At 68.0% G+C, this 23,336-nt stretch carries 12 protein-coding genes and 2 pseudogenes; 6 read left to right on the forward strand and 8 right to left on the reverse strand.

Features of this window, described 5'->3' with window-relative positions:
- Window positions 1-76 precede the first annotated feature (76 nt).
- Complete coding sequence (locus ACWD6R_RS10155) at window positions 77-613, reverse strand: TerD family protein (protein ID WP_451818288.1); 537 nt, start codon at window positions 611-613, stop codon at window positions 77-79.
- Between the two features lie 157 nt (window positions 614-770).
- A pseudogene (locus ACWD6R_RS10160) lies at window positions 771-1,187 on the reverse strand (DUF1152 domain-containing protein); the annotation flags it as partial.
- 90 nt (window positions 1,188-1,277) lie between these two features.
- Between ACWD6R_RS10160 and ACWD6R_RS10165 the strand changes: the two are divergent.
- The 4 genes from ACWD6R_RS10165 to ACWD6R_RS10180 all read left to right on the forward strand — a co-directional run bounded on the left by ACWD6R_RS10165 (window position 1,278) and on the right by ACWD6R_RS10180 (window position 5,807).
- The gene (locus tag ACWD6R_RS10165) at window positions 1,278-1,883 is read left to right on the forward strand and encodes a YdbC family protein (protein ID WP_451818289.1); all 606 of its coding nucleotides are present in this window, start codon (window positions 1,278-1,280) and stop codon (window positions 1,881-1,883) included.
- Between the two features lie 403 nt (window positions 1,884-2,286).
- Complete coding sequence (locus ACWD6R_RS10170; RefSeq protein ID WP_037701328.1) at window positions 2,287-2,946, forward strand: histidine phosphatase family protein; 660 nt, start codon at window positions 2,287-2,289, stop codon at window positions 2,944-2,946.
- A 12-nt stretch (window positions 2,947-2,958) separates the two neighbouring features.
- Window positions 2,959-3,870 carry an ADP-ribosylglycohydrolase family protein gene (locus tag ACWD6R_RS10175; RefSeq protein ID WP_451818290.1) on the forward strand — a complete coding sequence of 304 codons (912 nt, stop codon included), beginning with the start codon at window positions 2,959-2,961 and terminating at the stop codon, window positions 3,868-3,870.
- Between the two features lie 185 nt (window positions 3,871-4,055).
- Window positions 4,056-5,807, forward strand: coding sequence for a DUF4153 domain-containing protein (locus ACWD6R_RS10180; RefSeq protein ID WP_451818291.1), 1,752 nt, complete (start codon window positions 4,056-4,058; stop codon window positions 5,805-5,807).
- Window positions 5,808-6,009: 202 nt separating this feature from the next.
- Here ACWD6R_RS10180 and ACWD6R_RS10185 read toward each other — a convergent pair.
- Window positions 6,010-6,360 (reverse strand): annotated as a pseudogene (locus ACWD6R_RS10185) (MFS transporter); the annotation flags it as partial.
- A gap of 164 nt (window positions 6,361-6,524) precedes the next feature.
- On the reverse strand, window positions 6,525-9,689 hold the full coding sequence (locus ACWD6R_RS10190) for a DNRLRE domain-containing protein (protein WP_451818292.1): 3,165 nt from the start codon (window positions 9,687-9,689) through the stop codon (window positions 6,525-6,527).
- A gap of 646 nt (window positions 9,690-10,335) precedes the next feature.
- Here ACWD6R_RS10190 and ACWD6R_RS10195 point away from each other — a divergent pair.
- Window positions 10,336-18,267: a ricin-type beta-trefoil lectin domain protein gene (locus ACWD6R_RS10195; RefSeq protein ID WP_451818343.1), complete on the forward strand. Its 7,932-nt coding sequence runs from the start codon at window positions 10,336-10,338 to the stop codon at window positions 18,265-18,267.
- A gap of 596 nt (window positions 18,268-18,863) precedes the next feature.
- On the opposite strand, the gene tnpC is transcribed toward ACWD6R_RS10195, so the two are convergent.
- The 4 genes from tnpC to ACWD6R_RS10215 form a co-directional block, all read right to left on the reverse strand.
- Complete coding sequence (gene tnpC / locus ACWD6R_RS10200; protein WP_451818344.1) at window positions 18,864-19,748, reverse strand: IS66 family transposase; 885 nt, start codon at window positions 19,746-19,748, stop codon at window positions 18,864-18,866.
- A 139-nt stretch (window positions 19,749-19,887) separates the two neighbouring features.
- Window positions 19,888-21,321, reverse strand: coding sequence for a group II intron reverse transcriptase/maturase (ltrA, locus tag ACWD6R_RS10205; RefSeq protein ID WP_451818293.1), 1,434 nt, complete (start codon window positions 21,319-21,321; stop codon window positions 19,888-19,890).
- A 537-nt stretch (window positions 21,322-21,858) separates the two neighbouring features.
- Window positions 21,859-22,449 carry a DUF6444 domain-containing protein gene (locus ACWD6R_RS10210; protein WP_451818294.1) on the reverse strand — a complete coding sequence of 197 codons (591 nt, stop codon included), beginning with the start codon at window positions 22,447-22,449 and terminating at the stop codon, window positions 21,859-21,861.
- Between the two features lie 316 nt (window positions 22,450-22,765).
- Complete coding sequence (locus tag ACWD6R_RS10215; protein WP_451818345.1) at window positions 22,766-22,942, reverse strand: IS3 family transposase; 177 nt, start codon at window positions 22,940-22,942, stop codon at window positions 22,766-22,768.
- On the opposite strand from ACWD6R_RS10215, the gene ACWD6R_RS10220 reads away from it, so the two are divergent.
- Window positions 22,865-23,323, forward strand: a complete 459-nt coding sequence (locus ACWD6R_RS10220; RefSeq protein WP_451818346.1) for a TetR-like C-terminal domain-containing protein — start codon at window positions 22,865-22,867, stop codon at window positions 23,321-23,323. The genes ACWD6R_RS10215 and ACWD6R_RS10220 overlap by 78 nt on opposite strands.
- Window positions 23,324-23,336: the final 13 nt, after the last annotated feature.

The raw sequence follows: 23,336 nt of genomic DNA on the forward strand, positions 1-23,336 counted from the left end.
AAGCACCGGTCAGGGCGGTGGAGTCGGTCTCTCGGCTCCGCCGCCCTCGGCGTCTGTCCTGCCGGGGCTCAAGGTGTCAGGTGCCCGGCTTGTGGTTTCCCATGATCGCGGCGTACGAACCGGGGGCGCCGTCGAAGCCCCGGACCGTTCCGTGGAACGTCCAGACGCCCGATCCGTCCCGGACGAACTCGGCCACGGTTGCCGCCGTGGCGGTGGCGACCCCGGAGAAGTCTTCCTCCGCCAGGTTCGTGTAGCCCTCGCGAATCTGCACGCCGGTATTGGCTATGTCGCCGAACGTCTTCCGGCCGTCGCGCTGCTGAATGACCACTCCGACCACGACCCGGGTGTACGCGGTCGACAGCCTCTCCAGTTCCAGAGTCATCACCTCGTCGAAACCGAGACCCTGGCCGGTCCTGCTGTCGCGGTTCAGCGTGATGGTGCCGTCCGGCGAGCGGCTGTCGAAGTGCACGAGATACGAGGGGCTGCCGGACGGTTCGTCCGCCGGGTAGGTCGCCGCGATGATGTCGAGGTCGTGAGCGGGCGCACCCGGCGGACTCGGGTCCCACTTGAGCCTGATCTCGACCTTCTCGATGTCCTTGTTGGGAGTGCTCATCGGGCTCCCCTCCTTGCTGCTGGGCCGTCGGACCGGTCGTGTCACCCGATCATGTCCGTAACTCTCCCTGGAGCCAACCGGCTTGGGCGCGGGCGGCGGAATCGGGCCATTGTTGTTCCCGGCGCCGTTCAGTGCGGGATGCGGCGCGGTGGACGCTCAGGATGTCCGTACCGCCGTCGACGAGGACGACCGCATCGATGTCGTACCGCTCGATCAGCGCCCGGTAGGCGGCGCGCAGCGGCTGCACTCCCACCCGGGTGAAGGCGTGCACGGTGCTCGGGTAGTGGTGCAGATCGAGCCACTGGGCGAGGGTGCGTTCCGGGAAGTACGCCTGGTGGAGGGCCGTTTGGGGGGTGATCACGGCCACGTCCGGTGCCAGCCACGCATCGAGGGGGAGTCCTTCGAGTGCGCTGAACGACAGATTGGCGAGCAGGACGTCCTTGCCCTGATGGAGCAGGGAGAGCGCCACCGGCAGGCCCGCGTAGATGTCGAAGCCGCCACCCGCCCCGGCTACGAGGATGCGCTCGGCCGATTCGAGACGCGCGAACAGAGGGTTGGTGTGGAAGGCCGTCAATGGGGATCATTCTCCGGTCCGGGTTGACCGGTTCGGGCGCACTCCGGCAGAGCGTGACCCGCGCCACCTTCGGCGCCTTACGATAGCGCGGTGCTGGTCAAGTGGATTCGCTGCACCGTGATGGATCGTCGTGGTTTCGAGCGGGGGCAGCGAAAGTGGGCGGGGCTGCTCGGTGAGCCGGGGTTCAGGGGACAGGGGGGCGGATGGAGTCGGGGGCGACCGGAGGTTGCCCATGTGTTCGCGTTCTGGGAGAACCGGGTCTTCTACGACTCCTTCATGGCGCGTGCGCATGACCAGTTGGCTGCGACGCAGTCCGGAACGTACAGCGACATCCAGGTCAAACTGTTCGAATGCCGCTTCGACGTGAAGACCGGCTTCGAGCCGCATTTCACTGATGCGGACGTGGTCAGAGTGGCACACAGCACCGTGCATGAGGACCGCGTGGAGCATTTCGCTCTGATGCAGCAGCGGGTGTGGAATCCGGCGATGGCCGGATCGCCCGGAATGCTGCGCGGTGTGTTCGGCGAAGCGCCGGGGCACGAGTTCCTCGTGTTGTCGATGTGGCAGTCGAGCGCTGAGCGAGGCAAGTACCGGCCGGGGAGCGTCGAACGGCTTTCGCAACGGGCGCAGACCGAGGACGATGTGGCGGCTCTGGCGGGGGACGTCGTGCAGCTCGAGCCCTCCTGGACCGTCTGAGCCGACGGCACCCGGGCCCTTGCGCTCGTGATCAGCCAGGTCCTGCCACGGTGCGGCGTGCCGGGGCGGCAGCCGGGGCTGCGTCGGCGGGCCGGTCGGCGATGTCTCCGGGCAACGGGCTGTTCCGTGTCCAGGACCTGCGGGTACCCGGCGGATCGCTCTCCGTGGGGCAGCGCAGGCGGCTCGCGCTCGCCCGTCTGTCGGCCCGCGGATCTGCCGCTCGACGAGCCCGTGAACCACGTGGTGCTCGGGCCGATGCGGGAGCTGGAGAAAAGCCCTGGAGCTGCGGCCGTGGTGCTGGTGGTCTCCCACACCGGCTCTGCGGCGCCGTTTCACCGGCGGCATACCGCGGAGGGGTCCGGACAGCTGCTCGAATGAGCTGGAACCGATCTAGGGTCTGTACATGGCACGACCGCAGCGCATTGTCCTCGTCCGGCACGGCGAGTCCGAGGGCAATGCCGATGACACGGTGTACGAGCGTGAGCCCGACCATGCATTGCGGCTCACCGCGACGGGTTTGCGGCAGGCCAGGGAGACAGGGGCACAGCTGCGCGAACTCTTCGGCAGGGAGCGGGTCAGTGTGTACGTCTCGCCCTACCGCCGCACGCACGAGACCTTCAGGTCCTTCGGCCTCGACCTGGAGCGGGTGCGGGTGCGGGAGGAGCCACGGCTGCGTGAACAGGACTGGGGAAACTGGCAGGACCGCGAGGACGTAAGACTGCAGAAGGCGTACCGGGATGCCTATGGGCACTTCTTCTACCGCTTCGCGCAGGGGGAGTCCGGCGCCGATGTGTACGACCGGGTCGGAGCATTTCTGGAGAGCCTGCACCGGAGCTTCGAAGCCCCCGACCATCCGCCCAACGTTCTCCTGGTCACCCATGGACTGACGATGCGGTTGTTCTGCATGCGCTGGTTCCACTGGTCGGTGGCCGAATTCGAGTCACTGTCCAATCCCGGCAACGGGGAGAAGCGGACGCTGATACTCGGCGAGGACGGGCGCTACACACTTGACCGGCCGTTCGAGCGCTGGCGGACCCCTGAGCCTTACGGCATCACCGGATAGAGTGGAAGGGCGATGACCGCTGACTCCGCTACCGCCTCACGCTTCGAGCGCGCCCTGGCCAGCCTGCGCGGGCTGGCCGTAGGAGACGCCCTTGGCTCCCAGTTCTTTGTGCCCGTCAACTATCCGCTCCTGAAACAGCGCACATTGCCGCCCGGACCCTGGCAATGGACCGATGACACGGAGATGGCGTGCTCGGTCCTGGCCGTGCTCGTCGGGCACGACCGTATCGACCAGGACGCGCTCGCCCACTCCTTCGCCGACCATCACGACTTCGACCGGGGATACGGCCCCGCCGTGAACCGGATGCTCCGACTGATCCGGGAGGGCGGCGACTGGCGCGAGCTGGCGTCGGCGCTTTTCAACGGTCAGGGCTCCTGGGGCAACGGCTCAGCGATGCGCATCGCACCCGTCGGCGCCTGGTACGCGGACGACCCCGAGCAGGCCACGCACCAGGCCGAGATCTCCTCGTACACCACGCATCAGCACCGGGAAGCCGTCGTGGGCGCGATGGCCGTGGCGGCGGCCGCCTCGCTCGCAGCCGCGCCCGGGGGGCCACCGACGCCTGAGAATCTCCTCGACGGGGTGGTCGCGCTCGTACCGCGCAGCGCGGTGGGCGCCGGGCTCCGCCGGGCCCGCGACATGCTCGACTACAGCGATGCCGGGACTGTGGCCGCGGTTCTGGGCAACGGCCGCCGTACCAGTGCACATGACACGGTGCCGTTCGCTCTCTGGTCTGCGGCGCGGAGCCTCGGCGACTTCGAGAAGGCGTTCTGGGTGACCGCTCAGGCCGGTGGGGACGTGGACACGACCTGCGCGATCGTCGGTGGGGTCGTCGCGGCGGGCAAGGCGGGCGCACCGCCGGCCGACTGGTCGGCGCAGGCGGAAGAGCTGCCGGACTGGCTTCCCCGCCCGGGCCGCAGCTGAGACGGGCCGACTGTCACGGTACTGACACATCCCTGCCGCGGGTGGCTGCGAGCGGCAGCAGGGGGGCTAACCTTTCGGCCACGCCGCCCTCGATGATCATCATGACGGGCGTGTGCCGAATGAGATGCCGGGCTGCTCGCACTGTTCAGCTGCCGTGTGAGCGGACCTCGGTGGGGAGGGGCCCCATGCCCGATCACGCGTCAGAATCAGCCGTCCAGCCAGAGGCGCCCGAGCCGCCTCGTACGTCGGAACCGTCTCGCGCGATGGAGTCGGAGCCGGAGGGGGAGCCGACGCAGCGACCGGAACCGTCCGAGGTGCCGGAGTCCCGGGACGCCGTTCCGCAGGCGCCGAGGGTTCCGGCGTACGCGCAACAAGGGTGGCAACCGCAGCAGCCCAACCCATGGCAGAGCAGTCGGCAGACAGCCGATACGCTCGCGCGGCTGCGCCCGGCCCGCCCGGCCGCCATCCGTAACGCCACGCTCTGGGCGGCCGCCGCTACCGCGCTCCTCAGCGCGTTGTTGCTCGGTGACGGACTCGGCCCGAACCTGCTGATCGTGGCAGTCCCCGCCGCACTCGCGGCCTACTTCGCCGCGCAGGCAGCGGGTCGTCGACTCCGGTCCTGGTCCGCAGTCTGGGCGGTCGGCGGCCTTGCTCTGCTCGCGGTCCCGGCGCTCAGGGACGCGGGCTGGCCGGTCTTCCTCGCCGTTGTGTCGGCCGTCGCGCTGGGCTCGCTGACGCTGCACGGCAGCCGCAGCTGGCTCGGCGTGTTCCTCGGTTCGGTGGGTCTCTTTTCCTCCGTGGCCGGGGGACTGTGGTGGGGAGTGGGTGGTGTTCGCGACCGTATGACCGGTTCCCGCGGTCGGTGGGGTGTCGTGTTCCGTTCCACTGTGGTGGCGATCGGCCTGCTCATCGTCTTCGGAGCGCTCTTCGCCAGCGCAGATGCCGCGTTCGCCGATGTGCTCGGAAACCTGATCCCCGAGGTGTCGCTGGGCGATGCCCCGTGGCGGTTCTTCCTGTTCGTGGTTGGTCTGGTCGGTGCGCTCACCGCCGCATACACCGCCGCCGCCCCGGTGCGCTGGGACGACGTCACCGTGCGCGACGGGAAGCCCCGCGGGCGCCTGGAATGGGCGCTGCCGCTCATCGTGCTGAATCTGCTCTTCGCCGTCTTCATCGCCATCCAGCTCACCGTGCTGCTCGGCGGGTACGACAAGGTGATGACCGAGACCGATCTCAGCTACTCCGCATACGCCCGCCACGGCTTCTGGCAGCTGCTGTGGGCCACCCTGCTCACCCTTCTGGTCATCGCGCTCGCGCTGCGCTGGGCACCGCGTGGGCACTCGCGAGACCGCACGCTTGTACGGACCGTCCTCGGCGCGCTCTGCCTCCTCACTCTCGTGGTGGTCGCCTCGGCGCTGCGGCGCATGGACCTGTACGTCGACGCCTACGGCCTGACCCGGCTGCGCATATCCGTGGCTGCGGTGGAACTCTGGCTGGGTGTGGTGCTCGTCCTGATCATGGCGGCGGGCGTGTTCGGCGCCCGTATGCTGCCGCGCGCCGTGGCGGCGAGCGCCGCCGCTGCCGTGCTCACATTCGGTCTGGTCTCGCCCGACGGGCTGATCGCGGAACAGAACGTGCAGCGTTACCGCAGCCATCACACCATTGACATCGACTACCTCCGGGGACTCTCGGCCGACGCCGTACCGGCACTCGACAGGCTTCACGAACCGCTGCGATCCTGTGCCCTCAACGAGATCCAGCACACGCTCCGTGCATCCGATGCACCGTGGTACGCCACCAGTTGGGGCGAGGCGCGGGCACGCGACATTCTGGAGAAGCGGAGCGCGAATGCTCTTGTGACGGACTGCCGGGGGCAGGGGAGCGAAGGAGACAGCGAGCGCAACGGTTACGAGGGCGACGACTCGTACGACCCGTACTGACCCCTACCCGCCCCGCCTCGCACTCACGCTGCATTGCGTCGCACGCACGCACGGTGCAGGGGCTCGGTCCGAGTCGTACCGGGCGGTCCGGACAGGTGTAGGACGCACCCTTCGCGGAACGTCCTGCACCTGCGCCGACGGGCGCTTTCTCGCCGGTATGCCCTGCTGATCGAGCGCCTGTGGCGACACGCGTCGTGCTGCGTTACGCGGCAGGTCCCCCTGCGGAGGCCTTGCCGCTCAGCGCGTCCAAGTCGCTCTTGCGCACCCGGATCACCAGCACCGCAGTCAGCAGGGCGACGGCCACCATCGCCACCGCTGCCGTGAAGGCAGTCGAAATGCCCTGGGTGAGCACTTCGTGTCCCCATGGTGTGGGCAGTTCGTGCGACTTGGCGAACGTCGCCTTCTGCTCCGGTGTCGCCCGCGCCATGAACGACGGATTCTGCTTCTCCGCCCCATTGCGGCTCGCTGTGCCGAAGACGGTGACCAGGATGGAGAGGCCCAGCGAACCACCCACCTGCTGGCTGGCATTGAGCAGTCCGGACGCCGCGCCCGCCCCGCGAGCGGTTCGCGCACGAGGAGCGGGCGCGGGTCGCGGAGGTGCGGCAGGCCGTCGCGGAGGGCGAAGCCCCGTAGACCGTGCCCTGGCGGAAAGGGGTGGGCCCCCGGTGCCGTGCGACGGCACCGGGGGCCCACCCCCTCTCCTCCTGCCGGAGGGGACTATCCGAAGGCCAGCTTCTCCATCCAGCCCGAGCTGATGACGGTCTTCGCCGCCGGGTTGGTGTTGGTGGTCGACGGGAGGTAGATGCTCATGTGCCCGTCGGCCACGAAGCGGGCCCAGAAGTCCGGGATCCCGTCCTTGTTGATGTCCGGGATGCCGATCACCTGGTCGATGGTGGCCTTGGTCCAGCCGGTGCCGAATTGGACGTCGACTCCGTCGGCCGAGTTCACGGCCACCTTCAGTGAGTCCAGGTCGACGCTGCCGGCCACCGCACCGGGCTTGCCGTGGCGGACGTACATGTTGCCGTTGTCGACGTTGCGCCAGAGCAGGTCGGGCACGTTGTCCTTGTCCATGTCGGCGAGGTTGACGATGTCACGCCCGGTGCCCCAGGCGGCGCCCTCCATCAGCGTGGCGCTCTGGAAGGTGCCGCCGGAGTAGCCCGAGAGCACCCAGAAGGCGGTGCCGGCGCGCAGGGCGAGGTCGGGGTGCTTGTCGCCCGTGATGTCGCCGACGGCCTTGAGCTGGGTCCAGGTGGACGGGGCCGGTGCGTTCGAGGGCAGCCGGATCTTGATCCGGCTGTCCACGTTGAACGAGCCGTAGCCGTCGCCCGGGTAGAGCCAGAAGCCGCCGTCCGGGGTGACCGCGAAGAGGTCCGTCGTCCCGTCGCCCGGGTAGGCGTCCTGGTAGTGCGCGATCAGCGCCGCCTTCTTGGACACCGGGTCGTACCAGTGGCCCGGCGGGTTCAGCACCGAGTTGCCGTCGGCCCCGATCTTGTACGACGAGGCCAGCTGGCTGTACAGCTCGCCGCCCTCCTGGCCCGGATAGGTGCGCAGGGTTCCCGCGGCGTCGATGACGAGCAGGTCGGGGATGCCGTCGCCGCCGGTGTCACCCGGGCTGTCGGCAGCCTCCTTCGGCGGGACGTACGTCGTGTAGTCGGTGCGCGCGCTCGCGTTGCCGACGCTGTCGTAGGCATACACCTGGAGGGTGTTCGGGCCCGCGTTCAGCGGCTTGAGGGCCGCCACGGTGGCCACGCCGCTGGCGTTGGCGGTGACGGTGACGGGGCTTACCCCGCCCCACGCGTACGTGAACTTCGTGGCGCCCGGCGACTCGAAGGTGATCGGACCGGTGCCGCCGAAGTTCACCGTCGCCCAGGTCGCGCCGTCCGAGGTGGCGCGCAGGAACACGTCACTGGTGACGATGGGTTGGGACGGGCCGCTCGGGTCGACCGTGATGCGGCACGGCTCGGTGCCCGGCGGGTAGACGGTGGAGTCCGCGCCCACCGCGTCCCGGGCCATCACGTCCCAGGAGAGCGTGGTGTTGGTGGTGATGTCCTTCAGCAGAGGGTCGGTGACCGGGATGGGCAGCGAGGCCACACCGCTGGAGTTGGTGGTCACGAAGGTGCCGGCCGGCACGGTGCCGCCGGTCTTCCAGATGCGGAAGCGCAGCGACTTCAGGTTGCTGTCGGCGTCCTTGGCGGTCGCCGACAGGGTGATGTTGGTCTTGCCGATCGTCACACCGGCGCCGGGGCCGGGCGTGCAGGCGCCACCGGGGTTGGAGGTGCCGGCGGTGGGCTCGGACGGCTTGCGGTTGTAGGTGGACTCGATCTGCGCCGTGGTCGCCTTGAACTTGCGCCAGGTCTGGGTGTCCGTCTCGGTCGTGGCCTGCATGCCCACGGTGATGTTCGACCAGCCCTTGTCGGTCGCGGTCTGGGCGGTGGACGTGAAGTCGAAGGACTCGTACTCGTCCGGGCAGAGGGACGAGGACCAGCCGTGCGCGAAGGACTTCTTCTCGATCACCGATGACCAGCTCGGCTGGGCCTTCCACGTGGTGCCGGACGAGATCGCGCCGGTGAGCCAGAACTCGAACTGACGCTTGTCGCAGGACCACGAGTGGTTGTTGAGAACCTTGAAGGTCGCCTTGGAGACCGTGGCGCCCTTGATCGAGCTGTCCCAGTTCATCCGCCAGAACGAGCGGGCGAGGCCGCCGGTGTCCTTCTCGTAGCCGACGCGGGCGTCGGAGGTGCCGTTGGAGAAGTTGGTGCCGTTGTAGAAGCTGGTGGTCGGGTACGGCCTGTAGGCCACCGTCCACGCGGCCCAGCCCGGGTTGAGCGGCGGGTCGACGAACAGCGGATAGCTCACGCCCTCCCGGTCGGCCAGGCCGGTCGCGGCGAGACCGAGGCCGAGCCGGGCGGAGGAGGTGTTCTCGCCGGCCAGGGTGATCGGCAGCGGCGCGGACTTGGCGCCCGGCTCGATGCCGGTGAGGCCGGAGAGCTTCAGGACGTCGGCGCTGGTGGCGACCGAGGTGTGGTTCGGGGTGCCTTCGGGCAGCTCGGGGTCACGGCCGCTGGAGTCCCAGGCGAACGGCGTCGGGATCGTGCCGATCTCCTTGCCGCCCGCGCCGGCCTTGTCGAGGACCTGGACCCGGCTGGCCGTCTTGTCCTGCCGGAAGACGGCGGTGTCGGAGCGCAGCCCGTACGTGACGGTCTTCAGCGCCTCCTGCCGCGCGGCCTCGGGGGACTTGACGATGAGGACCTGCGCCAGGCCGCCCTCCTCGCGGGTGACGAGCAGCAGGTCGACGCCCGGCAGCACCTCGGAGTAGAGGGCGCGCGGGCCGTCGAGCACCGGCTCGGGCAGCGCGCCCGGCCAGGTGTACGCGACCGTGTGGCCGTCGAGGTCGATCTCGGCGAGCACCGTCTCGCCCGGGGCCTCGGCGCGCGTGAACGAGCGGTCGGCACGCGCCGGATGGGCGCTGCCGCTCGCGAAGCGCACCGGGACGACGGGGTTGACGGGTGCGATGCCGAGGCCGTGCGGGGCCTTCGGCGTCCGCTTGAGGGTGTTGTCGACCGGGGCCCAGTGGCCCTCGGCGTTCTTCGCCCGGACCGGCGTGGCGTTGGTCCGGGTGCGCAGCTGGCCGTCGGGCAGCGCCCAGGTCAGCGAGGTGGCCGTGGTGGCCGTGTCGATCAGGACCTGCTTGCCGGAGCGAACGGCCAGGGCCACGGCGGTGGCCTCGTCGCGCGGGCCGGTCGAGGCGCGGGTGGCGTCGGCGTTGCCGCCGGACGCGGTGGGCGGGGTGCTGCCGCCCGGCTGCCACCAGGGCAGCAGCGCGGCGATCAGGGCGGCCAGGACGAGGCCGAGGGTCAGGGACAGCCGCGTGCGCGTGCGCACGAATGGGCTGAGATATCGGGGCGGCGCGGTCACGGCGGTCTACTCCCGTGGGAACCAATCGGATTGAGGACAGCACAGACAGCCCCGTCGGCAGGCCGCGAGGCGGAAGGCGCGCACACGATGACACACCCGGGGACCGGCGTCCATGTGTAAAGAGTTTATAAACTCGTTACTCTTCGATGGAAACGATTTGACCGAGTGTTAATTGTGTCCGGTTCAGGGCTTTTATGGATTCTTATTGAGTTTCATCCGGTGAATCATCCACAAACCTCTGATGAGGCGTCAGTTGTGGCACCGTGATCCACTTTGCACCGTGGCGGAGATCACTGGAACCCGTTTCCGGACCCTCCCGGTGACCTTGAAATGTGGTCCGTCCATGACAGAGAGTGCGCACGCACGCGCCTGAGCCAGGCGTGTGCCTTTTGGTGTTTCCGCACCTCGTCCGTTGTCTGAATTGCCAGGGTGGGAGTCGACGCGTATGCGTGCTTCAGGTCCGCTGTCATGGCTGGGGCGAGGACGCCCAGCCCTGACGGAGTCACAACGAAGGCGCCGGCGGCGAAGCCGCACGGCGACCGTCCTCCTTTTGTCCTCGACATTGACCGTGACCAGCCTGGGCGGTCAGGCGCTGGCCATCCCCGGTCCCGGCATGAACCGCGAGAAGGACCTCTCCAAGGTCGAGCTGCCGGAGCTGCCCAAGAGCACCGAACTCCCCGGCGACGAGACGGCCCAGAAGACGCTGACGCTGGCGCCTGAGGTTCCGATCGAGAGTTATACGCCGGCGAACATCACTCCGTGGGTCGACGGCAGTGGTAGCGCGAAGATCGAGTCGACGACCGCGCCTGGTGCCACGGTGCCGGTGACGAATGAGACGAACAATCTGCCGATTGCCATCGGTGTGCCCGAGGGCGGCGATGCCTCGGCCCTCGCCGGCAACTGGACTGTGGGGCTGGCTCCGCAGGCCACGTCGCAGGACGCGGGTGTGTCGGGTCTGGTCATGAAGGTGACCCCGCCGGCGACGGTCGACCCGGCCGCCGAGGTGACGCTGACGGTCGACACGACCGGTTTCGCGGATCTGTATGGTCCGCAGGCGGCTCACCGTTTCGGTCTGATGCTGCTGCCGGAGTGCGTGTATTCCTCGCCGACGGAGGGTGACTGCGCGGACGACGCGGGTGTCACGACGATGTCCGTGTCCGAGGGGGACAAGGACGTCAAGAACGGCAAGGCCCACTTCCAGCGGCTGAGTTCCTCGGTCAAGGTCGTCGCGGCGAAGGACGCGCCGACCAAGTCGAAGGCCGCGAAGAAGGCGAGCACCCGCACCCTCGTCACCGGCACGGTCCCGGTCGCCGGCCTGCTCGGCGAGGACTTCGCCTCGGCCGGCCAGGCCACCAAGGCGTCCTACGAGACCGGGGTGCGGCCCGTCGCCAACACGACCGGCGGCGCCGCGCTCGGCATGCTCGACACCGGCTCCTCGGTGCAGGGCGACTTCACGGCCTCCCCGCTGCTGTCGTCCGGCGCCTGGTCGGCGGGTTCTTCGTCGGGTGCGTTCACGTACTCGTACGACGTGCAGGTCCCCGAGACCGCCGGCGGCCTGATGCCGAAGGTCAACCTGGCGTACTCCTCCCAGTCGGTCGACGGCCGGACCTCCTCGTCGAACAACCAGGCGTCGTGGATCGGTGACGGCTGGGACTACAACGCGGGCTCCATCACCCGTACGTACGTCAACTGCCGCGAGGACTCCAAGAAGGACGGTGCGAACAACAAGACGCACCGCACCGCGGACCTGTGCTGGGGCTCGGACAACGCGACCCTCTCGCTCGGCGGCATGACCACCGAGCTGGTCTGGGACGCCACGAAGGGCCCGAACGGCAGCGACGGCAAGCCCGTCGGCCAGTGGTTCACCGCCAACGGCGACGGCTCCAAGATCGAGCGGATCACCGGCAAGGCCACCGGCAACAATGCGAAGGACGGTGAGTACTGGGTCGTCACCACCAAGGACGGCACCAAGTACCACTTCGGTCTGAACAAGCTGCCAGGCTGGTCCGACAAGGGCACCCCGGACATCACCGCGGACGACGACCCGACCACCGACTCGGTGCTCACGGTCCCGGTCTACGGCAACCACCCGGGCGAGGACTGCTACAAGGGTCCGACCACCGACGACTGGAAGAACTCCTGGTGCACCCAGGGCTGGCGCTGGGGCCTCGACTACGTCGAGGACGTCCACGGCAACGCCATGTCGCTGTGGTGGAACAAGGACCAGAACTACTACGCCCGGAACTTCAACTTCAAGGCCCCGGTCGTCTACGACCGCGACGGCTACCTGTCGCACATTTACTACGGCCAGCGCAAGGACAGCATCTTCACCGCCACGGCCCCGGCCCGCGTCGGCTTCACCGTCGCCGAGCGCTGCTACGCCGTGGGCGACGTCACCTGCATCGAGGACAATTTCAAGTCCAAGGACCCGGGCAAGTACCGGCCCTGGTTCGACACCCCGGCCGACCTGCGCTGTGAAGCCAAGAAGAAGTGCTGGAACGCCGGCCCGTCCTTCTGGACCCGCAAGCGCCTCGACAAGATCCAGACCTCGGCCCAGCGGCGCACCGACACCACCGTCCGCCAGGTCGTCGACCAGTACCAGCTCAAGCAGTCCTTCGCCGAGCTGAAGACCGGCGCGAACACCGCCCTGTGGCTGGAGTCCGTCCAGCGCACCGGCTACGCCCGCAAGGGCTCCACCGACGACAGCATCATGCTCAACTCGGTGCGGTTCGAGCCGAACACCGAGGACATGCCCAACCGCGTCGAGGCGGTCCACCCGTCGCGTCCGGGCTTCTCCCGGCTGCGCATCGCGCGTGTCGTCAACGAGTATGGCGGCGAGACCGTCGTCAACTACAAGCCGATCGAGGGCGACTGCCTCAATGGTCCGCTTCCGGGCAAGGCCGACAAGGCGGCACTGAAGGCCAACGACCGGCTGTGCTACCCGTCGTTCTGGAACCCGGACCCCGAGGTCGAGGACATCGACTGGTTCCACAAGTACGTCGTGGACTCCATCGAGGAACTGCCCAACATCGAGGGCAACTTCACGACCCGGACCTCCTACGAGTACGAGAACCCGGCCTGGAAATTCGCCGACGCCGAGTTCACCAAGAAGTCCACGCGCACGTATTCGCAGTTCGCCGGCTTCGAGCAGACCACGGTGATCACCGGCCCGAAGAAGTCCGCCGCGGACAGCGGCGAGGGCTCCACCCCCGGCGAGGACACCCCGGGCCCCGACAGCCCGCGCTCCAAGTCCGTCACCCGCTACTTCCGCGGCATGGGCGACACCGTTCCGGTCAAGGACATCACCGGTGCCGAGATCGCCAAGGACCGCGAGGCGTTCGCCGGCCGGATCGCCGAGGAGCTCACGTACACCGACTCCACCAAGGCCGACAAGGACTGGCTGTCCCGCTCGATCACCAAGCCCGAGGCCACCGAGCTGGCCAAGCGCGACCGTGACGACGGCCTGGACCCGCTCAAGGCGTGGCGGGTCACGGAGCCCGAGGAGATCGCCTACACCAAGGCGTCCGGCAAGAACAAGGACGACAAGGACGACAAGGGCAACGTCGGCCGCACCCTGCGCTCGGTGAAGACCACGACGGCGTACGACGCGACGTACGGTCTGCCCGAGCTCGTGGAGTCGCTGGGCGACACCGAGAAGACCGGCGACGAGTCCTGCACCAAGCTGGAGTATTTGCACCAGACCACCAAGAACCTCATCGGCCTGTCCAAGCAGGTCCTGGTCTCGCCGACGACCTGTGAGAACGCCAAGTGGACCGACCTGTCCACGCTCAGCGGCGCCACCCGCACCGCGTACGACGGCACGGCCTACGGCACCGCACTCGGAGCGAACAGCCGCGGTCTGGCCACCGAGTCGTGGTCGCTCAACGGCGCCGGCACCGGCTTCGAGACCAACGGCACCACGGGCTTCGACGAGGTCGGCCGGGTGATCCGGGCGACCAGCCCGGAACAGCTGAAGCAGCCGAGCCCGAAGTCCTCCACGATCACCTACGACCCGCCCCAGGGCCAGGTGTTCAAGGTCACCACGACCAACGTCTCCGGCCACAGCCAGATCCAGGAGCTGGAGCCGGGCCGCGCGGTCACCCTCAAGACGACCGACGTCAACAACTTCGTCAGTGAGGCCGTGTACGACCCGCTGGGTCGTCTGGCCGAGGCGTGGGCCCCGGGCCGTACCCCTGGCAGCGGCGTCCCGGACTTCCGCGCGGTCTACACGGTCCCGAAGGAGGAGACCGACCCCAAGGACCCGAAGACCAAGATCCGCAAGCCTCCGTACGTCACCACTTACGCGCGTGGCTACGAGGACCGGATCGAGACCTCCGTCACCCTCTACGACGGCCTCGGCCGTGAGCGCCAGACGCAGGAGGAGTCGGACAACGGCTCCGGCTGGCTGATCACCGACACGCTGTACGACAGCGCCGGTGAGGTCTACCAGACCAACAACGCCTATCTGACCCAGGAGGCCACGCCGGGCGAACTCTTCACCCCGGTCTCCGACACGGTCGTTCCCAACATCACCCGCTACACCTACGACGGCCTCGGCCGCGTGGTCAAGGAGACCCCGTACCTCAAGTGGGTCGACCCGAAGACCAAGGAGTCCTACTCCCAGCCGTACGAGGACCGGGCCACGAAGTACGAGTACGGCGAGGACTGGTCGAAGGTCGTCCAGCCGCAGGGTGACTCGTCCTACACGGTCTTCACCGACGCGCTGGGCCGCACGGTCCGCACGGACACCGTCAATCCGGCGGCGCCCGGCGGGTTCACGTCGACGAGCTACGACTACGACGCGCACGGCCGGATGGAGAAGGCGACCGCCTCCGCCGACAAGACGCACCCGTGGACCTGGACGTACGACCACCAGGGCAACCTGCTGACAGCGACCGACCCGGACGCGGGCGCGACCTCTACGGAGTACGACGCCTTCGGCCGCGTTCTGACCCTCACGAACGCCCGTGGCACCAAGGTCTGGAGCGGCTACGACGAGCTGTCGCGGCCGAAGCAGCAGCGCCTGAACAACGCCACCGGAACCGTGCTGGCCGACTACACGTACGACACCGTCCCGGGCGGCAAGGGCATGCCCGCGACCGCCACGCGCTACACCGACGGTCTGGCGTACACCCAGAAGGTCAACGGCTACACCAAGGACTACGCGCCGACCTCGACCACGCTGTCCCTGCCGCAGTCGATCGTCGACACGTGGGGCTTCAAGAAGGACTACACCTACAGCTACACGTATTCCGACAACGGAATGCTGGACGAGACCACGCTTCCCGAGGCGGGCAAGTTCGCCTCAGAGAAGCTGGTCGTCCGCTACAACAAGCAGGGTCTGCCGCTCTCGATCTCCGGCAAGAACTGGTACGGCTCCGAGACGGTCTACGACCCGTACGGCCAGGTCATGCGCTCCACCCTGGGCGCCCAGCCCTACCGGGTGTGGACGCAGAACGCGTTCGACGAGTCCAGCGGCGCGCTCACGGAGCAGTCGGTCTACCGGGAGAAGGGCGGCGCCGACGCGGACAAGTCCGTGGTCGGTGGCAACCTGGTCTCGAACCGGGGCTACACCTACGACCCGGCCGGCAACGTCACCTCGATCCAGGAGAAGTCCACCGGGATCGAGGAGCGCCAGTGCTTCGTCTACGACCCGGTGGGTCAGCTCAAGTCGGCCTGGACCTCCAAGGACCAGACCAACTGCACCAACCCGAAGAACACCGACGGCACGCTCAACGTGGCGTCGGGCAAGGACAGCTCCGGCTACTGGCAGGAGTACGAGTACGACCTTCTCGGCAACCGCACCAAGCTGACCGAGAAGGACCTGGCCGGCAACACGGCCAAGGACGCGATCACCGACTACGCGTACGGCAAGAACACCGCGAAGGACCAGCCGCACACCCTGACCAAGGTCACCAAGAAGTACACGACCCCCGCGGGGGCGCAGGTCACGGCCGAGGCCACGCGACTGTACGAGCTGACCGGCGAGACCAAGTCGATCACCTCGGTCCAGAACGGTGACAAGCAGGATCTGACCTGGACCTGGGACGGCAAGGTCGAGCGGATCACCGGTTCGGGCTCCGGAGGCAAGACCCCGTACGTGGGTCTCGGCCAAAAGTGCATCGACCTCAAGTCCGGTCTCGCCGCGGCGGGTCAGCCGGTCCAGCTCTACCAGTGCAACGGCACGGTGGCGCAGGCCTGGCACTTCGACCCGGCCCCGGGCACGGCCTCGGCTCCGCAGGCGAACCCGGACCTCGGCACCCTGAAGATGTACGACACCTGGTGCCTGCAGCCGGCCGCCAACACCCCCGGTTCCGCGGTCCAGCTCCAGAAGTGCGACGGCGGCAGCGCCCAGCAGCTGAAGCGCAACGCCTCGGGTCAGCTGACCCACGTCGACTCCAACCTGTGCCTCGCGGTGCAGGGCGCGGCGAACGCGAGCGGCACCGCGATCGTGCTCACCACCTGTGACGCGGCCCGGGCCGCCCAGCAGTGGCTGCCGCAGAACGACACCCGGCACATCTACGGCCCCGACGGCGGACGTCTGCTGACCATCCAGGGCAAGCAGGCCACGCTGAATCTCGGTGAGGCGCAGGTCACCGTCCAGCAGGGCGGCGTCCTCGTCCGTACCGAGCGCACCTACGCGGCCCCCGGCGGCGCGATCATGCGTTACGCCAACGGCGCGGGCGGGGAGGCGCTCACCGCGCTCGCCTCGGACCACCAGGGTTCCGCGTACGCGGAGGTCGCGCTCACCAGCGGCATGCCGGTCCGGGTACGCAAGCAGGATCCGTTCGGCAACCAGCGCGGCGCCGACACGGTGGGGCAGAACTTCCAGAACAGCAACGGATTCCTGGGCAAGTCCCGCGACGACGCCTCCGGCTTCCAGCCGCTGGGCGCCCGTCTCTACGATCCGACGGTCGGACGTTTCCTGTCCGCCGACCCGGTGCTCGACCTGAACGACCCGCAGCAGGCCAACGGGTACGTCTACGCCCACAACAACCCGGCCACGTACTCGGACCCGACGGGTCTGGCCATCAGCCTGACCGCCTCGGAGCAGGCCGCGGCCCTCGCGGGCGCGGGTCTGTCGGCGGCCCAGGTCGCGCAGGCGCAGGCGATGCAGGGCAAGTCCCTCACCTCCGTCATCCTCGCGGTCGCGTGGGAGACGCTGAAGGACTTCATCGGCATCAACGACGCCATGGCCTGCTTCGGCGGTGACATGTGGTCCTGCGTGAGCATCGCGGTCGACGCGATCCCGTGGGCGAAGCTCGGCAAGATCCCGGCGGTCATCAAGGCCGTCAACCGCACGATCGACGCCATCAAGGCGTTCAAGGTCGCCAAGAAGGCCGCCGAGGCCGTCCTCAAGGCAGCCAAGGCCGCCGAAGCGGCAGCGCTACGGGCCAAGAAGCTCGCCATCGAGAAGGCCAAGAAGGAGGCCGCGCAACGAGCGAAGAAGAAGGCCGCCGAGGCCGCCAAGAGAAGAGCCGACGCGGCTGCCGCCGCGAAGCGGAAGACGGGCAATCCCGCCCAGAAGCAGGCCCAGGCCAAGGCCGCTCCGAAAGCCTCCTCCCACAGCACAGGCGGCGGCAAGAGCAGCGCGGGCAAGGGCGGCGGCAGCAAGAGCTCCGGCGGAGGCGGCGGCGGCAGCTCCGGTGGATCCGCCCGCAGCAAGGGCGGATCGAGCGGCTCCGGCGGCGCCGGCAAGGTGGAGGAAGGCGGCACCTGCAACAGCTTCGTGCCCGGCACGAAGGTGCTGATGGCCGACGGCTCCACCAAGCCGATCGAGAAGGTCAAGGCCGGCGACAAGGTCGTCGCCACCGACCCGACGACCGGCCAGACCCGGATCGAGACGGTCACCGCCGAGATCAAGGGCCAGGGCCTCAAGCACCTGGTCAAGATCACGATCGACGTCGACGGCAAGGCCGGCTCGAAGACGGCCCAGGTCACCGCGACCGACGGCCACCCGATCTGGGTGCCCGAGCTGCGTGAGTGGGTCAAGGCCACCGACCTCGAGTCCGGCCAGTGGCTGCAGACCAGCGCCGGCACCCGTGTCCAGATCACCGCGATCCAGCGCTGGACGGTCCTCGCCGAGGCGGTTCACAACCTCACCGTCTCCGACATCCACACGTACTACGTCCTGGCGGGGACCGCGCCGGTCCTGGTGCACAACTGCGAGGGCGGCGGCGGAGATGATTCCGTTGCTCATTACGCCCTTGGTCGGCGTGAAAATGGTCTGAAGGACTTCGCCAAGTCCATTGAAGCCGAGCACTTCCTCGGTTCGCCGGATGCCACGTGGAAACAGGATGTTCTCAATGCGATTGGCCAGGTGAAGGCAGGCGAAGCACGACTGTCCTTCCTGCTCGACGGTCTCGCAGGCGCGAGTCAGGGGCCCGCGAAGGCTCTGAAGATCGCACTGGAGACGCCCGAAAAGCAGCGCATGTGGACACAGTGGGAATTGATCCAGGTCAATGAAGCCGGTCTCATGGGACAGGTAGACTTCTATCGAATGAGTCGACGTACCGAAACATGGGCAAGGGTCAAGTTCAAGTGACGTACCAATTGGTGGAGGGGAATCTCCCGCTGACTCTGCAGGGCACGTTCAAGCCGTGGGCTATTGGAGTAGGCCACAGCAAGATCCTGCTTCGCGGATTGTCGGGGGGCGAGGAGGGGGATGCCCCTCGGGTCTTCGACGTCTTGTTCCAGGACGTCTCCCGAATCTCGCTGGCTGATCGGTACGCAGGCCTCAGCCTGTCGGACGCGGGCCCGGAAGCCTTGCGCGCCGAAGAGTGGAGGGCCGGGCGTAGCTGGGGAGAGAGCGCACTCTTCCGAGTCTCCGAAGACCATCCGTACGATTACGTCGTTGCGGGGCATGTCTTCTGGGCTGAAGTTTTCGTTCCCGCCACGGATCCGAGCCCGCTGATGCAGGAATTCCCCATTCCTGGATCGATCAAGGATGACCAGGTCTTCCGAGTGAGAGCGGATCGGTAGCCCCCATCACGTCGAAGCCCTGTCAGGCTCTGCCTGGCAGGGCTTCGGCGCGTCCGGGGCCGCTCGGCTAGCCCCAACGCCGTGTAGATGGCTCGTGACTGGATAGCTGCTCCCCGCTCGGAGGCATGTGTGATCGCCGGTTGGTGGGACCGGTGAAGATCAGATGGTGGCGGGCGTCCAGGGTCTGCCGCGCATGGCTTGGTCGAGGACATCGAGCATGTTCTGGCCGTGCCGGTCGGCGGTGGCCAGGTAGGTGCGGATGGCCGCGAAGTCTTGGGCTCCGAGCAGGGTTCGCAGACTCCCGGACACCTTGATCCGCAGCTTCGCCATCCTGATCGTCTGCTCGGCCGGGTTGTTGTCGAAGGGCAGCCGCAGGTTGTGGACCCAGCGCAGGTAGTCGTCCCAGCGGTTGTACAGCCGCTTGAACAGCGCGTTGTGCTTGCACTCGGTCTTCGATGCGCGTGCTGTGGTGGCCTTGATCCCGTCACGGACCGCCGTCCGCAACGCTTTGAGCTCCCCGGTGCTGAGCCGGTCCGCGATCCGCTCAGCACCCGCGGTGCGGGCTGCGTCGGCGGCCTTCTTCAGCGCCAGCAGCGCGTCGATGGCCCGGTAGGCAGCGCAGCGGGCCTGTTCGGACCCGCATTCGGTGACCGCGACCAGCTCGCGCAGGGCATGAGCTGAGCACAAGGCGTGGGTGGCCTCGGTGTAGGTGTCGTACGGGGCCCAGGCGTCGTGCATGGCCACCCCGCGGAACGCGGGCAGGATCCCAGCGGCATCGGTCGCTTCGGTCCCGCGCCGCCGGTGCACGCTCAGGTGCACGAACATCCCGGTGGAGGCGGAGTGCAGCCAGTGCAGGCAGCCGGCCGTGCGGAATCCGGTCTCGTCGAAGAAGGCCAGCGGCGCCCGTGCCACCTGCTCGGCGACCGCGCGGCCGAAGGTGTCCAGGGTCCTGGCGCACCGGCGGACCCAGCTTGCCACGGTGGCCACCGCGACCGGAGCGCCGAACAGATCGGCCAGCGCGCGGGCGGTGCGGTCCTTGGACAGGAACTGGTGAAAGTCGGTTCAGGGCGCGGTGCAGGTCTTGCGACCTGCCCGTTTCCCTGAACCGCTTCCCGAACCCGCCGTGCGGCTCACACCGCAACGGGCTCTCCACAAGTCCCGCTGTGGACTCACTCGTTGAGTATCATCCTGTCGCCGTCCAGGGGTTGGGGATCACTGCGCCCCGATACCGGTAGCGGGTTGTGCCCATCTGCCCGGGGTCGAACAGCGTCCGGTCTTCCCCGGTCGGCCATCCTCGGTGGTCGCAGAAGCGACGGTAGAGGTCCTTCCAGGTGATCCGGCGGTGTTTTCGGCGCAGCCATCGGATGACTTGCTCGCGCGCATAGTGCGCCAGGTATCCGAAGGTCGCGCTGGATACGCCGGGTTGGAAGAAGACGCACCAGCCCCGCAGCATCTGGTTGAGACGGATGAGCAGGGCGTCCAGTGGCTGGCTCGTGTCCATCTCCCGGCACCACGCCTTGGCCTTGGCCATCACGGCCCTCAGGGCCTTGCGTGAGGGATAGGTGTAGACGTAGGTCCGGGTGGTGCCCCGTTTTCGGTGGCGCTGGATGTGCCACCCGAGGAAGTCCAACCCGTCGTCGATATGGGTGATCAGGGTCTTCTCCTGCGAGAGGTGCAGGCCCATCCGGGTGGACAGGACCTCTGCGATCTCCTCCCGCAGCGCCTTCGCGTCGGCTCTGGTGCCCGAGATCATCAGGCACCAGTCGTCGGCGAAACGGACCAGCCTGTAGTTCGGCAGTTCGTTACGGCGGCGTTTGCCACGCTCCCAACTGCTGGACGCGGGACCTCCCGGACCCCGGGCGATGTGCTCGTCCAGGACTGCCAGGGCCACGTTGCTCAGGAGCGGCGACAAGATCGAACCCTGTGGGGTTCCAGCGTTGTTCTCCCGCAGCACGCGGTCCTCACCGAGGATGCCCGCCTTGAGAAACGCCTTCACCAGTGCCAACACGCGTTTGTCTCCGACTCGCCTGCGCACCCGGTCCATCAGGGCCGGATGCGAGATTTCGTCGAAGCAGGCCTGGATGTCTCCCTCAACGATCCACTCGTATGAGCGGGAGGAGAGGTAGCGCACCTCGGCCACCGCGTCATGGACCCGACGCATCGGGCGGAACCCGTACGAACACGGGAGGAACTCCGCCTCGAACACCGGCTCCAGCACCAGCTTCACGGACGCCTGGACCACCCGGTCGCGAATCGTTGCGATCCCCAGGCGGCGCAGCTTGCCGTTCGCCTTGGGAATCATCCGCTCCCGCACCGGCTGGGGTTGGAAACTGCGATCCCTCAGCGAGGCCCGCAGTCCGTCGAGGAACTCCTCGACGCCCGTCCCCGTGGCGATCGACACCGCTGTGCGGCCGTCCACCCCGGCAGTCCTGGCACCCTTGTTGCCCCGCACCCGATCCCACGCGACCAGAAGGAACGCGGGATCAGCGACAAGGTTGTGAAGATCATCGAACCTGCGATGAGGATCATCGCGAGCCCAGCGGTGCAGCTTCGTCTGGATCCCCAGTACCCGGACCTCCGCCCCGAACAGGGCAGACTCCAGCTCGTCGGTATTCACCGGCGACAACCTCCCAGCTTTCCAGTCCTTCGGCCACTGACCTGCTGTCCCCCTTCGCCATGCACGCACCTCTCGTGCGCTCGGACTACTACGAGGACTCCGCCCCATCCCACGGCCCTCAGTCGGCAACGGACCTGCCCGCTTCCCGGACCGGCTGTCCGAGCCGCGGGCGACCGCGGATGGTTCCGACGTTCACCACGCCTCGATCGGCCAGGGCGGTGCCCAGCTCTGCCCCGACAGCATCGCCACACCTACGCCGCAGACCTTCGGCATGGCCTCCCCACCGACCACGGAACTCGGCTTCGGAGTTGACCAACGCCTCACGACGTCGCTCACGCGCTGCACACCGGCCCAGATCCACCAGGTTCGAGCCGGCACCTGCGTTACGGGACTTCAACCACTGGTTTGCTTCCGCTGCACCTTCTGGCCTCGCTCGCCGGGCCCGGACCGTCTGGCAGTGCCGATCCGTCCCGGCTTTGTCAGGGCTGCTTCCCGCCCTCCCCGGCGTTCCCCGGATCAGACTGCCCTCAGCTTCGATCAGGCCGCTGCGACGGCCCAACGGCAGGGTCCTTCCACCCCCGCTCGAAGACGTAATGCTTCGTCGCGCACCCCGTGCATCAGATACACCCCGACGGCGGCCAGCCGGGGCCCGTACTGCACCGGGGCGGCGACCTGGGCCGGAGCGGCAGCCCGGGCCTTCTTCCCGCAGGCACACCGTATCGAGAGCAGTCGGTGCTCGGTGACCTGCAGCCGTATCTCCTCGGGCAGGTCGAAGACCTGGCGACGCTCCACCCCGACCACGGGCGCGTCCAAGAGGTCGGCCCCGCAGCCAGTGCACGGGCCGGGTCGGTGGGTAAAGGTCTCGTCCGGGGTCTCGACCTGGCGCAACGTGGCACCCGGCTGCCCCTTGGGGCGGCCCGGGCCACGCCCGGACTTCCCACGCAGCGACTTCGGGGCGGGTTTGGCCAGACCGTCCGAGGACGGGGGCTTCGAGGAGTTCGTGGAGTTCTGGCCCAGCCGGGCTTCCAGGTCCGCGATCCGGGCCCGCGCTTGGGCCAGCTCACTCCTCAACTCAACTACCAGCACCGCGAGTTCCTCGTAGCTGGGAAACGGCGCGGCCTGGGACACGAGACCCAATAATCACGAAAATGCGCTCCGAGATCAACTCGACCGCGGGTGACCAGCTATCCAGTCACGATGGCTCCAGCGGGCTCCTGTCATGGGTCTGGTGTGGTCAGGATGTCGATGCTGGTGGTGGCCTTGTAGCTGGTCCGGCCGATGCTGGTGGTGGCCTTGTAGCTGGTCCGGTCGATGGTGCCTTTGGCGTTGTACTTGGAGATCGCGCGTTTGACGACGCGGGGTCGGGTTACTCCAGTGGTAGATCGTGATCATGCTGGTGCTGCCGCCTGGCGGTGGTTGAACCGTTCCGGGTTCGGTGGAGACTCTAGATTGTGGCTGTGGCCTGCTGTTTTTGGTTGTTCTGGTAGTGGGTGGTTTCGTATTCGGCGGGTGGGGCGTGGCCGATCTCACCGTGGAGTCGGCGGTGGTTGTACCAATCGACGTACTCAGCGGTGGCCAACTCGACTTCGCTCAGGGCTTTCCAGGGCCGCTGCGGCTTGATGAGCTCGGTTTTGTAGAGACCGATGGTCGACTGGTGGCGGAGGCGCTGCGGGCGGCGTTGCCCGCGATCGGTGAGGCGCCCGACTGCGGCAGCATTCGCGAAGATCTCTACCAGCTGGGCCGACGGCTGCGCGACGCCATGCTCTCCACGCCCGGAACCGCACTGCTTTCCGTGCTTCACGAGTGCGACTCGAGCGCCTCCGGACGCTTCCAGGCCGTGATCTTCCAAGGCGTGATCCAGCCGTCCACCGAGCTCTTTCGGAAGGTCGTGAGCCGGGGTGTCGAGCGGGGTGACGTCCGTTCCGATGCGACGAGCGACCTGACCCTGGACGTGATCCCCGCGATGATGATGTACCGCAGCAAGGTGTGCGGCAGCGAATGACCGGATGCGTACC

The sequence above is a fragment of the Streptomyces sp. NPDC005151 genome (genome assembly GCF_053599875.1).

Coding starts and splice junctions, on each gene's coding strand:
- ACWD6R_RS10155 (WP_451818288.1), bottom strand. CDS start 613: ATGAGCACTCCCAACAAGGACATCGAGAAGGTCGAGATCAGGCTCAAG.
- ACWD6R_RS10170 (WP_037701328.1), top strand. CDS start 2,287: ATGGCACGACCGCAGCGCATTGTCCTCGTCCGGCACGGCGAGTCCGAG.
- ACWD6R_RS10175 (WP_451818290.1), top strand. CDS start 2,959: ATGACCGCTGACTCCGCTACCGCCTCACGCTTCGAGCGCGCCCTGGCC.
- ACWD6R_RS10180 (WP_451818291.1), top strand. CDS start 4,056: ATGCCCGATCACGCGTCAGAATCAGCCGTCCAGCCAGAGGCGCCCGAG.
- ACWD6R_RS10195 (WP_451818343.1), top strand. CDS start 10,336: ATGAACCGCGAGAAGGACCTCTCCAAGGTCGAGCTGCCGGAGCTGCCC.